The organism is Photobacterium aquae (assembly GCF_001029445.1).
Taxonomy (GTDB): domain Bacteria; phylum Pseudomonadota; class Gammaproteobacteria; order Enterobacterales; family Vibrionaceae; genus Photobacterium; species Photobacterium aquae.
This window is the reverse complement of record NZ_LDOT01000005.1, coordinates 92073-105018: the sequence shown is the minus strand read 5'-3', so window position 1 is coordinate 105018 and position 12946 is coordinate 92073. Positions and strand designations below refer to the sequence as shown.

The following is a 12946-nucleotide window of genomic DNA, read 5'->3' as shown; positions in this document are numbered from 1 at the left end:
AAGGGAATACCGTGCTCATTCGCAGGCTTTATACTTTCGTCCTCGGCCTCGCCTCGCCATTCCTGATGTGGGGACTCTACAAGAAACGCGACGGCAAACCCGCTGTCGGTCGCCGCTGGAAAGAGCATTTCGGCCAGACACCACCGCTGGGCGCGGCCAAGGCCCCAATCTGGATCCATGCCGTATCCGTCGGGGAGACCATTGCCGTGACCCCGTTCGTCCGCGCCCTCAAGCAGCAGTACCCGGACCAGTCGATTGTCATTACCACCACCACGCCGACAGGGGCCGAGCAAGCCGCCAAGCTCGGCGACATAGCCGAGCACCGCTACATGCCTTTCGACTTCCCCTTTGCCGTCAAGGGATTTCTGGATAGCGTCCGCCCCAGCCAGCTGCTGATCATGGAAACCGAGTTGTGGCCCAACACCCTGCATACCGTGGCCAAAGCCGGCATCCCGATCACGGTGATCAACGCCCGCCTCTCCGAGCGCTCCTGCCAACGCTATGCCAAATTCCAGAGGGTCTTTGACCTGCTGGCAGGCAACCTCACCCGGGTGCTTTGCCAGTACCCCGACGATGCAGCGCGCTTTGTCCGGCTCGGGCTTTCTCCTGACAAGGTAGCGGTCACCGGATCGATCAAGTTCGATATCAGCCCCTCACCGGACGTCATCGAACAGGGCCTGCAACTGCGGCAGACATTGGGGCCGCAACGCCCGGTTTGGATCGCTGCCAGCACCCACCCCGGCGAAGACGAGCAGCTGCTCGAGGCCCATGCGCAGCTCCTGGCAACGAAACCGGATGCCCTGCTGATCCTCGTCCCCCGTCATCCCGAGCGGTTCAACGACGTATTCGCCCTTTGCCAAGCGCGGTTTGCCTGCAAGCGCCGGACTGAATCCCGTGGAACTCTGGCACCAGAAACCCAGGTCTACCTCGCCGATACCATGGGCGAGATGCTCCAGCTGATCGGTGCGGCGGATCTCTGCTTCATGGGCGGAAGCCTCATCGGGGACAAGGTCGGCGGGCACAACGTCCTAGAGCCTGCGGCGCTGGGCACGCCGATCCTGACCGGCCCGAGCTACTACAACTTCGCCGACATCACCGAATCGCTGGCCGCAACAGGCGGGCTGGCCGTGGTAACAACCCCCGCAGAGATCGCCCACCGGCTGTGCCAGCTGTGGGACAGCCCAGAGCAGATGTCCCGGCAGCACGACAGCCTGCTGGCCTTCGTCGAGGCCAACCGCGGAGCCAACCAGCGCACCTTGGACAGCATCATGCCCCCCCGCTGAAGCCTCGCCCAAAACGAAAAAAGGACGCACAATGCGTCCTTTTTTGTTCCTACCGCCTATCGGCCACGGTATGGCTGGCAAGCAGCCTATTACTGGCAGTCTGCCAAGGCCGGGCGTAGCAGATCCAAATAAGCCTGCTCGGTGGCAATACGGTGGGCGATCAGGCGCTCGCTGCGGTCGGCAATCTCGTCGATCGCGGCATTGACCGTCGCCATGAAATCCTCGGTCGAGCAGTCAAGGTTGACCATATCGGCCAAGAAGCCCTTCACTGTGCTCGCACGCGGGTCATGGGCAATCATGATGCCCGGCGTACCCATCGAAGCACACATACCGATACCGTGTACCCGGTAGCCGACAATCAGATCGTACTCGGCGAAGATATCGCGGTAGTCCTTGGCATCGAACGAATAACGCAGGGTGTGGCCCGGGAAGTCTTTCTTGAAATCAGACAGTTCATCGATGTAGTGGGCAATGAACTCAAATTCATACTCTGGCGACAACTGCTCGATCATCGCCTTGTAATTACGCATCATGAACTGGTAAGTATCGTCAGACACGTTGTTACAGGCCACAGCACTGCTCGTACCGTACAAAATACCGATCTTCTTAACCTTGGTCACCTTGCGGTAGCTCGGGCTGGAGAACAGCGCCGGACACGGCAAGTGGTGGGCACCTAGTGACTGCAGCCCCGCATGGCAGACCTCGTCACGACAGGTGATCAGCTTGGCCTTTTCGAACACCGGCATTTCCGCCGCAGAGAAATGCTCCGGCGAGAAAGAGAACGGGCCGCTAGTACCTAGACCTAGGAACACGGACGGCAGCTGGTAAGTATTGATCGACTCATACAGCTTGTTCATCCGGCGTCCGCGCCACTCAGGCGAACCGGCGAATACCACCATGTCGGCGTAATCCATTTCCGGACGGTCTTTTACCGAGTTATCCAAGAACTTTTCAACAAAATCTTTACCAACGAGGTTATCAATGGCCTTAATCAGGTCGAATTTTCTGGCTCTACGTGTTTGAGGGTTACGGTTATAAATAATTGGATTGTGCTTACCAATTACCTTTTCCATTAGGTACTGTGTCCCCATCAGGATAAATTCATCACCTGGGTTCCACTGTCTGGTAGTCGAGTACACGACGTTTTTCATCAACTAACTCCATGTTGAGGTCTAACGTTGCATTCAGAACTGAAAACTATTTATATCCTCAGTCGCTATAATCACCTTAGCCTGTTCTGAGTTTGGATGCCAGTTAGCAAAATTATCCTTATCGTCCCGATAGATCGCAATTTGGTTTTTGCCAAGCCCTGTAGCGATATGGACAATGGCAGTATCGACGCTAATCACCAACTCGGCCAACTCAACGGCGGCAATCGCGTCGTAAATCGACCCGCTCTGGTCGAAATGCACCACCCGCTCGGAATACTCCACTGGCAGGGCGGCAATCGCCTCTCGGCTATCCGGTGCCGACAGTATCACTACCGCCAGCTCGTCGTCATCCGCCTGCAAGGTATGGATGATCTGATTTATCTTCTCGGCATTCAATTTTCGCTCGTTGCCACTGCCATAAGGGTTCAGCAGCGCATAGCGTTCAATGCCTCGCTGGCGAAGAAAGGCCGATACCTTCTCCAGCGATGCCTGATGCAGCGGCACCATGTACGGTTCACAAGGCCCCTCAATCCCCATCATGCTGGCCAGATGGTCAAACTTGTCGGCGAAGTGCACATCGCGGATCGCCTGCTGGATGTTGACGTTGACCAACTTGACCGCCGGGTCCAAGCCGACATTCAACTGCGACTTGAGCTGGCGCAGCAGGTAAATGTCCTTCATCTTCATATCTTGATTGAGCGACACCACCATATCAACCGGCCCTACGGCCTCGGCCACCTCGCGGATTTCACGATAGCTCGGGCGCTTACTAAGGTGCACCACTTGGTCAACACCGAAGTCGTCCTTGAACAGCGAAGCCATGCCAGCCGATGTCAGCACCGAAATTTTGACTTCGGGGCGGTATTTACGCAGCTTGCGGATCAAGCCTGACGACACAATCGCGTCACCGAGCTTGGCATCGTTGCGGACAAACAAGATACTGCGGGCCTGCCCCATCTCCATCGATACCGGTCGATTGGTATCAAACAGCATGATGCCCAGCTGGCGGCGCACCGTGTCCCTCCAACGCTGAATTCGACTAACTATCGCTTTCATAACCTGCAACTCTTGTTATCCCAAATACGCAAACATTGTAAATCAGCCACAAAGCCAGATTAGCGCACAATATGACGTCCACACAGACGTTGGCATATCGCGGCAAGGGTCACAGTTTAACCTGAAGCCGCTCCAATCCTCTACGTTCGCCGCCCTTTTATCCTGCAAAACCGGCACATTTTGGAAAATCCTGACAAATCTCCGGATGCCAAACCTCCGGTACCAACGACGACGAGTCAGCAACCAGCGAAAACCAGCCTTTTAGAAGGGCTTGGGTATATACTTATCCAAGTAGCATCTGGGGGTGGCGATCCCGCGTATAACATGTGAAGCCGAAGATCAAAAAGATCAATTATCCAGCAATCAGCCAATTTCAATTGCCCGCAGTTCGTGATAATCTGCGCGCCCTTCTATCACTGAGTGAAAATAGGCAATGAGCAAAGGTACTCTATACATCGTGTCGGCACCAAGCGGCGCAGGCAAATCCAGTCTGATCAACGCCCTACTGGAAACTAACCCGACCTATGACATGAAAGTATCCGTGTCCCACACCACTCGCGGCATGCGCCCAGGCGAAGAACACGGTGTTCATTACAATTTCGTTCGCGTAGAAGAATTTCTTGAGCTTGTAGAACAAGGGTCATTCCTTGAGCATGCGGAAGTCTTCGGCAACTACTACGGCACCTCGCGCCTGTGGATTGAGCAGCAGCTGGACAAGGGAATCGACGTATTCCTGGATATCGACTGGCAAGGCGCGCGTCAAATCCGCAAGCAGATGCCAGCGGCCAAAAGCCTGTTCATCCTACCGCCATCGAAAGAAGAGCTTGAGCGCCGTCTCAATGCCCGCGGCCAGGACAGCGACACCGTAATTGCCCGTCGCATGCAAGAAGCCCGCTCGGAAATCTCCCATTACAACGAGTACGACTACGTGATCGTCAACGATGATTTCGACGTTGCCCTGATGGATTTAAAAGCCATTATCCGCGCCGAACGATTGAAGCAAGACAAGCAAGCTGCTAAATATAACAGCATGCTCACTGCCCTACTGGCAGAGTAGCCCGTATTTTTGTACAATTTTCCATCTTTCTTTATTTGTTAACCACTGGAGTCCTCCATGGCACGCGTAACCGTTCAAGACGCAGTTGATAAAATTGGTAACCGTTTCGATCTAATCCAAATTGCTGCACGCCGCGCTCGTCAAATGCAAACCGGCGGCAAGGATCCACTGGTTCCGGAAGAAAACGATAAGTACACCGTTATCGCGCTGCGCGAAATCGAAGAAGGCCTGATCACCAAAGACATCCTTGATGCCCGCGAGCGCCAGGAGCTTCAAGAGCAAGAAGCAGCTGAACTAGCCGCTGTCAGTGCCATTGCCGGCAACAACCGTTAATTCAGGGAACCGGGCGAATTGTATCTTTTTGATAGCCTGAAAGAAGTCGCAACTGACTACCTGCCTGAGTCTCAAATCGAGGCGCTCAGGCAGGCCTACCTTGTTGCGCGCGATGCCCACGAAGGGCAGACTCGCTCTAGCGGCGAGCCCTACATCATCCACCCCATTGCCGTAGCCCGTATCCTGGCCGAAATGCGCCTCGACTACGAGACCCTCATGGCCGCCCTGCTCCACGACGTCATCGAAGACACCGAGATCACCAAAGACGATCTCGACAGCCGTTTCGGTTCGACCGTTGCCGAGCTGGTTGACGGGGTATCCAAGCTGGACAAACTCAAGTTCCGCGACCGCAAAGAAGCGCAGGCGGAGAACTTCCGCAAGATGATCATGGCAATGGCCCATGATATCCGCGTTATCCTGATCAAGCTGGCAGACCGAACGCACAACATGCGTACCCTCGGTGCCCTGCGCCCTGACAAGCGCCGCCGCATTGCCCGCGAGACCCTGGAAATCTTCTCACCGCTCGCACACCGACTGGGTATCCACAATATCAAGACCGAGCTCGAAGAGCTGGGTTTCGAGGCGCTGTACCCTAACCGCTACCGTGTCCTCAAGGAAGTCGTGGCCTCCGCCCGCGGCAACCGCAAAGAAATGATTAACAAGATCCACGCCGAAATCGAGGGCCGCCTCAGTGACGCGGGGATCGAAGGTACCGTTCTGGGCCGCGAGAAGAACCTCTACTCCATCTACAACAAGATGAAGAACAAGGAGCAGCGCTTCCATTCGATCATGGATATCTACGCGTTCCGGGTTCTGGTCAAAGATCTAGATACCTGCTACCGGGTGCTGGGACAGGTCCACAACCTGTACAAGCCTCGCCCGAGCCGGATGAAAGACTATATCGCGATCCCGAAAGCCAACGGCTACCAGTCGCTGCACACCTCACTGGTCGGCCCGCACGGCGTCCCTGTCGAAGTCCAGATCCGGACCGAGGACATGGACCAGATGGCCGACAAGGGCGTCGCGGCCCACTGGTCGTACAAAGACAATGAGAACTCAGGCACCACCGCCCAGGTCAAGGCCCAGCGCTGGATGCAAAGCCTGCTCGAGCTCCAGCAGAGTGCCGGCAGCTCGTTCGAGTTCATCGAGAACGTCAAATCCGATCTGTTCCCAGATGAGATTTACGTTTTTACCCCGAAAGGCCGAATCGTCGAACTGCCTGTCGGTGCAACCGCCGTGGACTTTGCCTATGCCGTGCATACCGATGTCGGCAACGCCTGTGTCGGTTCGCGTGTCGAGCGCCAGCCTTACCCGCTGAGCAAGCCGCTCAAGAACGGCCAGACCGTCGAGATCATCAGCGCGCCGGGTGCCCGCCCGAACGCGGCATGGCTCAACTTCGTGGTCACTTCGCGGGCACGCACCAAGATCCGCCAGGTCCTCAAGACCATGCGCCGCGAGGAATCTGTTGTCCTCGGCCGACGCCTGCTCAACCATGCCCTTGGCGGGCCAAAGCTCGACCAGATCAACCCGGACAACCTCCAGCAGGTACTGGCCGATCTGCGCTTGGCCAACACCGAGGATCTGCTGGCCGAAATCGGCCTTGGCGAGCTGATGAGCGTGGTCATCGCCCGACGCCTGCTGGGCAATGCCGACGAGCTCAACGATCTCGACGAGCACAGCAAGCGCCTGCCGATCCGTGGTGCCGATGGCATCCTGCTGACCTTTGCCAACTGCTGCCACCCGATCCACGGCGACCCGATCATGGCCCATGTCAGCCCGGGCAAGGGGCTGGTGATCCACCGCGAGGAATGTGCCAACATCCGCGGCTACCAGCGCGAGCCGGACAAGTACATGGCCGTCGAGTGGAGCGAGGACTTCGAGCAGGAGTTCGTCACCAACCTCAAGGTCGATATGCAGAACCACCAAGGTGCTCTGGCTGATCTGACCAACACCATTGCCGCGACCGGATCCAATATCCAAGGCCTGGCAACGGAGGAAAAGGACGGACGCCTGTACACCATCACGGTGCGCCTGACGACCAAAGGACGGATCCATCTGGCCAACATCATGCGCCGGATCCGGGTCATGCCGAACGTCGTCCGGGTATCTCGACAGAAAAACTGACACTGTGGTCTGCCGCTGCAGGCTCGCAAAGCAATACACAAACGCCCGCTAACGGGCGTTTTCTTTAGGTAGAAAACAATGACTCCAGAGCGATTCCAGCGTATCCACGAGGTACTTGCCACCCGCCAGCCCGACCTGACCGTGTGCATGGAGGAGGTCCACAAGCCCAACAACGTCTCGGCCATCATCCGTACCGCCGATGCCGTCGGGGTTCACAAGGTTCATGCCGTCTGGCCAAAATCAAACATGCGGGTACTCAGCAACACCTCGGCCGGCGCCCGCAACTGGGTCGAGCTCGATGTCCACGATTCCATGATCGACGCCGTAAGCAGCCTCAAGGCACAGGGCATGCAGGTACTGGCAACCAACCTGTCAGACACCGCGATTGATTTCCGCGAAGTCGACTACACCAAGCCGACGGCCATCATCCTCGGCGGCGAGAAGAACGGGATCACCCCGGAAGCATTGGCGATGGCCGATCAGGACATCATCATCCCGATGGTCGGCATGGTCCAGTCGCTCAATGTCTCGGTCGCCAGCGCACTGCTCCTTTACGAAGCACAGCGCCAGCGGCAAAATGCTGGAATGTACCAGCGCGAGCGCACCCAATTGCCGGACGAGACCGTCCACCGAATCCTGTTCGAGCGCGGTCACCCGGTATTGGCCAAGGTCGCCAAGCGCAAGGGGCTAGCCTACCCGCCGCTGGATGCCGACGGCCAAATCGATGCCGACGAGCAGTGGTGGGCCGCAATCCAGGCCATCGAACCCAAAAAACGCAAGTAACCGACACGGACATCCCATAGCATGAGCGGACAACTACTCGATACCATCGCCCTGACCGAACTTTCCGGGGTCGGGGCCAAAATGGCAGAAAAACTGCACAAAATCGGTCTGGTGACAATTCAGGATCTCCTGTTCCACCTGCCGCTCCGCTATGAGGACCGTACCCGGATCTGGCCGATCGGCAGTGCGATGCCCGGCCAGTACCTGACCGTTCAGGGCGAGGTGCTCCACAGCAGCATCAGCTTCGGCAAGCGCAAGATGCTGACCGTCAAAATCGGCGACCAGACCGGCACGGCGACCCTGCGTTTTTTCAATTTCAACGCCGCAATGAAAAATAGCCTTGCCGACGGCAAGCAGGTCAAGGCCTACGGCGAGCTCAAGCGCGGCCAGTACGGGCTGGAGATCATCCACCCCGATTACAAGGTCTTCTCTGAGCCAACCGAGCTCAGCGTCGAGGAGACCCTGACCCCGGTCTACCCGACCACCGACGGCCTGCGCCAGCTGACCCTGCGCAACCTCACCGATCAGGCTCTGCGCCTACTCGACCGAGCCGCGGTGCGCGAACTGCTGCCGGAGGGGCTCTACGACCGCCAGATGACACTGGCCGAGGCGCTGCACATCATGCACCGCCCGACCCCGGACGTCTCTCTCGACCAGCTCGAGGCCGGCAAGCACCCCGCCCAGCAGCGCCTGATCCTCGAAGAGCTCTTGGCCCAGAACCTCTCGATGCTGGCAGTTCGCAGCAAGGGCCAGCAACATGCCGCTTGGCCTCTGACAACCTCCGATAACCTAAAACAGCAACTGCTCGGCAGCCTGCCGTTCAGCCCAACGGGAGCCCAACAGCGGGTCGTGGCCGATATCGAACAGGATCTTGCCCGCCCCCATCCGATGATGCGGCTGGTGCAGGGTGACGTTGGCTCAGGCAAAACGCTGGTTGCGGCACTGGCGGCACTGCGCGCCATAGAACATGGCTTTCAGGTGGCCCTGATGGCCCCGACCGAACTGTTGGCCGAGCAGCATGCCAGCAACTTTGCCAGTTGGCTCAATCCGCTCGGGATCGAGGTCGGCTGGCTGGCCGGCAAGCTCAAGGGCAAGGCCCGCGACAGCGAGCTGGCCCGCATCGAAAGCGGCGAGGCCAAAATGGTGGTCGGTACCCACGCCCTGTTTCAGGAGCAGGTTGTCTTTGCCAATCTCGCACTGGTCATCATCGATGAACAACACCGCTTCGGCGTCCACCAGCGACTCGAGCTGCGCGAAAAAGGGGCCAACGAAGGCCGCTACCCGCACCAGCTGATCATGACCGCGACCCCGATCCCGCGCACGCTGGCGATGACCGCCTATGCCGATCTCGAAACCTCGGTCATTGACGAGCTGCCGCCGGGCCGGACCCCGATCCAAACCGTGGCGCTGCCGGACTCACGCCGGGCGGACATCATCAACCGGATCCGTGCCGCCTGCCTCGACGAGGGCCGTCAGGCCTACTGGGTCTGCACCCTGATCGACGAGTCAGAAGTCTTAGAGGCCCAGGCCGCTTCCGATACTGCCGCCGAGCTCACCGCCCAGCTACCGGAGCTCAAGATCGGGCTGGTCCACGGCCGGATGAAACAGGCAGAAAAACAGACCATCATGCAGCAATTCAAAGACGGCGAGCTCCACCTGCTGGTCGCCACCACGGTGATCGAAGTCGGGGTCGACGTGCCCAATGCCAGCCTGATGGTCATTGAAAACCCGGAGCGGCTCGGCCTTGCCCAGCTCCACCAGCTCCGTGGCCGGGTCGGCCGGGGCAAGGTTGCCAGCCACTGTGTCCTGCTCTACCGCGCCCCGCTATCGAAAACGGCCCAGAAGCGCCTCGGCGTACTGCGCGAGAGCAGCGACGGCTTCGTGATTGCCCAGCGCGATCTGGAGATCCGTGGCCCGGGCGAGCTGCTGGGCACCAAACAGACCGGTATTGCCGAATTCAAGGTCGCCGATCTGGTTCGCGACCAACACCTGATCCCGCAGGTCCAGAAGCTGGCCCGCTACCTCCACGACCACTATCCAGCCAATGCCAAGGCGATTATCGACCGCTGGCTGGGCCAGCGCGAAAACTACTCCAACGCCTGATCCCCCTTATCAAGCCAGCTGCCTATGGCAGTTGGCTCTTCCGCACCTTCTTCGTGCTACTGATAAAAACAGCGCAAACGTTTGCTTTTTGGTTGTAGATCACTAAAATAGCGGCCAACCCAACTAGCCACCGCCACTCTCGGTGCATCGCCCGGATCTGACTAACAGCAATCACAGAGCATTATCCGGCCTGCACACCCTACCGCCCATTCAGCGCGGATAGACGGGAATACCGGCGAACAATCAGGAAACCACCGGCCATGACACGCCAGCACAGTGCCATTGATACACCCCAGAAATCGGATCTGGTCTACCGTCTCGAAGACCGCCCGCCGCTGCCACAAACCCTGTTTGCCGCCGCCCAGCACCTACTCGCGATGTTCGTCGCCGTGATCACCCCCTCGCTGATCATCTGCCAGGCCCTCGGCCTGCCAGCCAGCGATACCAACACCATCGTCAGCATGTCGCTGTTTGCCTCCGGCGTTGCCTCTTTCATCCAAATCCGAACCTTCGGCCCGGTCGGCTCGGGGCTGCTGTCCATCCAAGGAACCAGCTTCAATTTCCTCGGTCCGATTATCGGGGCTGGCCTCGCACTCAAGGCAGGCGGTGCGGATATCCCGACCATGATGGCGGCCATCTTCGGCACTATCCTGTTTGCCTCGCTGACCGAAGTGCTGATCTCTCGGGTTCTCCAGCATGCCCAGCGTGTCATCACCCCGCTGGTCTCGGGGATCGTGGTAACCCTGATCGGCCTGACCCTAATCCAAATCGGCCTGACATCGATGGGCGGCGGCTATGCTGCTATCGAGGGCGGCACCTTCGGCAGCCTCGACAACCTAATGCTGGCCGGCACCGTGCTCGGCCTGATTGTCCTGCTCAACCGGGTCAAGAACCCTTACCTGCGGGTCTCGTCGATTGTCATCGCGATGGCGGCAGGTACCCTACTGGCATGGCTCATGGGCATGGTCGACACCACCCGGATGGCCGAGTCCGATTTCATCGCTATCCCGCTGCCGATGCAGTACGGCCTCGGGTTTGACTGGGGCCTGCTGTTCCCGCTAATCATCGTCTTTGCCATCACCTCGCTCGAGGCTATCGGCGATATCACCGCGACCTCGGAAACCTCCGAGCAGCCAGTCGCCGGCCCGGTCTACATGAAACGGATCAAAGGCGGGGTACTGGCCGACGGCATCAACTCCGCCGTGGCCGCTGTTCTCAACAGCTTCCCGAACTCCACCTTCAGCCAGAACAACGGCATCATCCAGCTGACCGGCGTCGCCAGCCGCTACATTGGCTACTTCGTCGCGGGCATGCTGGTACTGCTCGGCTTGTTCCCCGGGGTTGCCAACCTGGTCCAGCTGATCCCCGAGCCGGTACTGGGCGGAGCCACCATCGTGATGTTCGGCACCATTGCCGCCTCAGGCGTCCGCATTATCTCGCGCTGCAAGCTCGACCGCCGTGCCATCCTGATCATGGCCCTGTCGTTCTCGATGGGACTGGGGATCGCCCAGAAACCGGAAATCCTCCAGTTCATGCCGGATATCGTCAAGAGCATCCTATCTTCAGGGATGGCGGCCGGCGGCATCACCGCCATCATCCTCAACCTGATCTTGCCGGAAGAGCGCGACTAAGCGTGAATAACGGGCATAAAAAAACGGGAGCCGAGGCTCCCGTTTTTCATATCAGACAATGACGAGGTTCACGCTACTTGCGCACCAGCAACGGCAGGCTGATCTGGACCTTGAGCCCGCCCTCGCGCCGGTTGGAAACCTGTATCGTCCCTTCATGCTGGTCGATAATCCGCTTGACGATGGCCAAGCCCAGCCCGGTACCCTCGGTATCCGTCCCGCGCGCGGCATCGCCCCGGGTCAACGGCTGGAACATCTTGGCAACCTGAGACGGTTCGATCCCAGGGCCGTCATCCTCGACGCAGAACCACGCGCTTTTCCGGTCGGCCGTCGCACCGCTGGAAATCCTAACCCAGCCGTTGCCATAGCGAAGCGCATTGACCACCAGATTGGCCACCGAACGCTTTATCGATACGCCGTTGGCACATATCACCCCGGGAATATCGCCCAGAGCCAGATCGATTTCGCGCTCGTAGCCCCCCTCGGATTCCGCCACCTCCTGCAACAGGGCATTGAGAAAAATGTCTTCCTCGGCCTGCTTCTTGGTGGATTTGAGGTAGTCCATGAACTGGCTGATGATCTCGTTACATTCCTCGGTATCTTTGATCATGCTCTCGGCCAGATAGCCGTCCTCGGGCGACATCATCTCGGTCGCCAACCGGATCCGGGTCAACGGGGTACGCAAATCATGGCTGACCCCGGCCATCAGCAAGGCCCGGTCATCCTCAAGTTGCTTGATCCCCGCCGCCATCTTGTTGAACGCCTTGGTCACCGCACGGATTTCCGAGGCCCCGCGCTCAGGCAGCACCGGCGGGGTCTCGCCCCGGGCAACCTGCAAGGCCGCCTGCTCGAGGGCCACCAGCGGCCGGTTCTGGATCCGGATGAACAGCCAGCCACCGGCAATCACCATGAAGGCGATAATCAAACTGTAGTGGAACAGCGGCGAGAAATCGTCCTCCTGCAACTCCGACAGCGGGATCCGCATCAAGTAGCCCGGTATCGCCTCGCTCTTGAGCCACAGCACGTAACTGTCGGTACCCAACACCAGCCTGACCTGAGTCGGCGAGCCCAGCTCGCTGCTCATCTCTTCGCTAAGATACTCGACTTCCGTCGCCTTGGCGTACTCCCTGAGCTCCTCGTCATGGACCGGATCAGTGCCGTCCTCGGCATGCAGGGTCACCCCGAGCTGCTCGAGCAACTGGCGGCGCAGCGGGGTATCAAGATGGAAAGTATTGCCATCGGCCAGCTCGACATCTTCCTTGAGCATCAGCCGGACTTCGTAGGCGAGGATCCGGTTGAACTGCTGCAGGCTGGGCAGCAGGGCGTAGTTCAAAACCGCAAGGTAGGAAAAAATCTGGCTTGCAATCAGCAAGCCAGCGAGAAGAATCAAAGTTCGGGTGAACGTACTGCGTGGAGATAGTCGCATGG

The 12946-nt window shown here is 58.7% G+C and carries 10 protein-coding genes; 7 read left to right on the top strand and 3 right to left on the bottom strand.

The features are described 5' to 3' along the window. Window positions 1-11: 11 nt before the first annotated feature. Window positions 12-1283: a lipid IV(A) 3-deoxy-D-manno-octulosonic acid transferase gene (waaA, locus tag ABT56_RS04995; RefSeq protein WP_047877767.1), complete on the top strand. Its 1272-nt coding sequence runs from the start codon at window positions 12-14 to the stop codon at window positions 1281-1283. An 89-nt stretch (window positions 1284-1372) separates the two neighbouring features. Here waaA and ABT56_RS04990 read toward each other — a convergent pair whose 3' ends face one another. Further along, on the bottom strand, window positions 1373-2434 hold the full coding sequence (locus ABT56_RS04990; protein ID WP_047877766.1) for a polysaccharide pyruvyl transferase family protein: 1062 nt from the start codon (window positions 2432-2434) through the stop codon (window positions 1373-1375). Between the two features lie 33 nt (window positions 2435-2467). Further along, window positions 2468-3490, bottom strand: coding sequence for a glycosyltransferase family 9 protein (locus ABT56_RS04985; RefSeq protein ID WP_047877765.1), 1023 nt, complete (start codon window positions 3488-3490; stop codon window positions 2468-2470). Between the two features lie 433 nt (window positions 3491-3923). Between ABT56_RS04985 and gmk the strand changes: the two genes are divergently transcribed. The 6 genes from gmk (at window position 3924) to ABT56_RS04955 (ending at window position 11521) form a co-directional block, all read left to right on the top strand. Next, complete coding sequence (gene gmk, locus ABT56_RS04980) at window positions 3924-4547, top strand: guanylate kinase (protein ID WP_047877764.1); 624 nt, start codon at window positions 3924-3926, stop codon at window positions 4545-4547. Between the two features lie 57 nt (window positions 4548-4604). Continuing rightward, window positions 4605-4880, top strand: coding sequence for a DNA-directed RNA polymerase subunit omega (gene rpoZ / locus ABT56_RS04975; protein ID WP_007469460.1), 276 nt, complete (start codon window positions 4605-4607; stop codon window positions 4878-4880). Window positions 4881-4898: 18 nt separating this feature from the next. Continuing rightward, window positions 4899-7004, top strand: coding sequence for a bifunctional GTP diphosphokinase/guanosine-3',5'-bis pyrophosphate 3'-pyrophosphohydrolase (gene spoT / locus ABT56_RS04970; RefSeq protein WP_047877763.1), 2106 nt, complete (start codon window positions 4899-4901; stop codon window positions 7002-7004). Window positions 7005-7082: 78 nt separating this feature from the next. Beyond that, complete coding sequence (gene trmH, locus ABT56_RS04965; RefSeq protein WP_047877762.1) at window positions 7083-7787, top strand: tRNA (guanosine(18)-2'-O)-methyltransferase TrmH; 705 nt, start codon at window positions 7083-7085, stop codon at window positions 7785-7787. A 21-nt stretch (window positions 7788-7808) separates the two neighbouring features. After that, window positions 7809-9890 (top strand): ATP-dependent DNA helicase RecG, encoded by a 2082-nt coding sequence (gene recG, locus ABT56_RS04960; protein WP_047877761.1) that lies wholly within the window; start codon window positions 7809-7811, stop codon window positions 9888-9890. A 260-nt stretch (window positions 9891-10150) separates the two neighbouring features. After that, a complete protein-coding gene (locus ABT56_RS04955; RefSeq protein ID WP_047877760.1) occupies window positions 10151-11521 on the top strand; it encodes a uracil-xanthine permease family protein in 1371 nt (456 codons plus the stop codon). Between the two features lie 73 nt (window positions 11522-11594). On the opposite strand, the gene envZ is transcribed toward ABT56_RS04955, so the two are convergent. Then, window positions 11595-12944: a two-component system sensor histidine kinase EnvZ gene (gene envZ / locus ABT56_RS04950; RefSeq protein ID WP_047877759.1), complete on the bottom strand. Its 1350-nt coding sequence runs from the start codon at window positions 12942-12944 to the stop codon at window positions 11595-11597. Between the last annotated feature and the right edge of the window lie 2 nt (window positions 12945-12946).

Excerpts from the sequence above, each read along its gene's own strand:
- ABT56_RS04990 (WP_047877766.1), bottom strand. The coding sequence starts at position 2,434 with ATGAAAAACGTCGTGTACTCGACTACCAGACAGTGGAACCCAGGTGAT.
- recG (WP_047877761.1), top strand. The coding sequence starts at position 7,809 with ATGAGCGGACAACTACTCGATACCATCGCCCTGACCGAACTTTCCGGG.
- ABT56_RS04955 (WP_047877760.1), top strand. The coding sequence starts at position 10,151 with ATGACACGCCAGCACAGTGCCATTGATACACCCCAGAAATCGGATCTG.
- rpoZ (WP_007469460.1), top strand. The coding sequence starts at position 4,605 with ATGGCACGCGTAACCGTTCAAGACGCAGTTGATAAAATTGGTAACCGT.
- gmk (WP_047877764.1), top strand. The coding sequence starts at position 3,924 with ATGAGCAAAGGTACTCTATACATCGTGTCGGCACCAAGCGGCGCAGGC.
- trmH (WP_047877762.1), top strand. The coding sequence starts at position 7,083 with ATGACTCCAGAGCGATTCCAGCGTATCCACGAGGTACTTGCCACCCGC.
- envZ (WP_047877759.1), bottom strand. The coding sequence starts at position 12,944 with ATGCGACTATCTCCACGCAGTACGTTCACCCGAACTTTGATTCTTCTC.
- ABT56_RS04985 (WP_047877765.1), bottom strand. The coding sequence starts at position 3,490 with ATGAAAGCGATAGTTAGTCGAATTCAGCGTTGGAGGGACACGGTGCGC.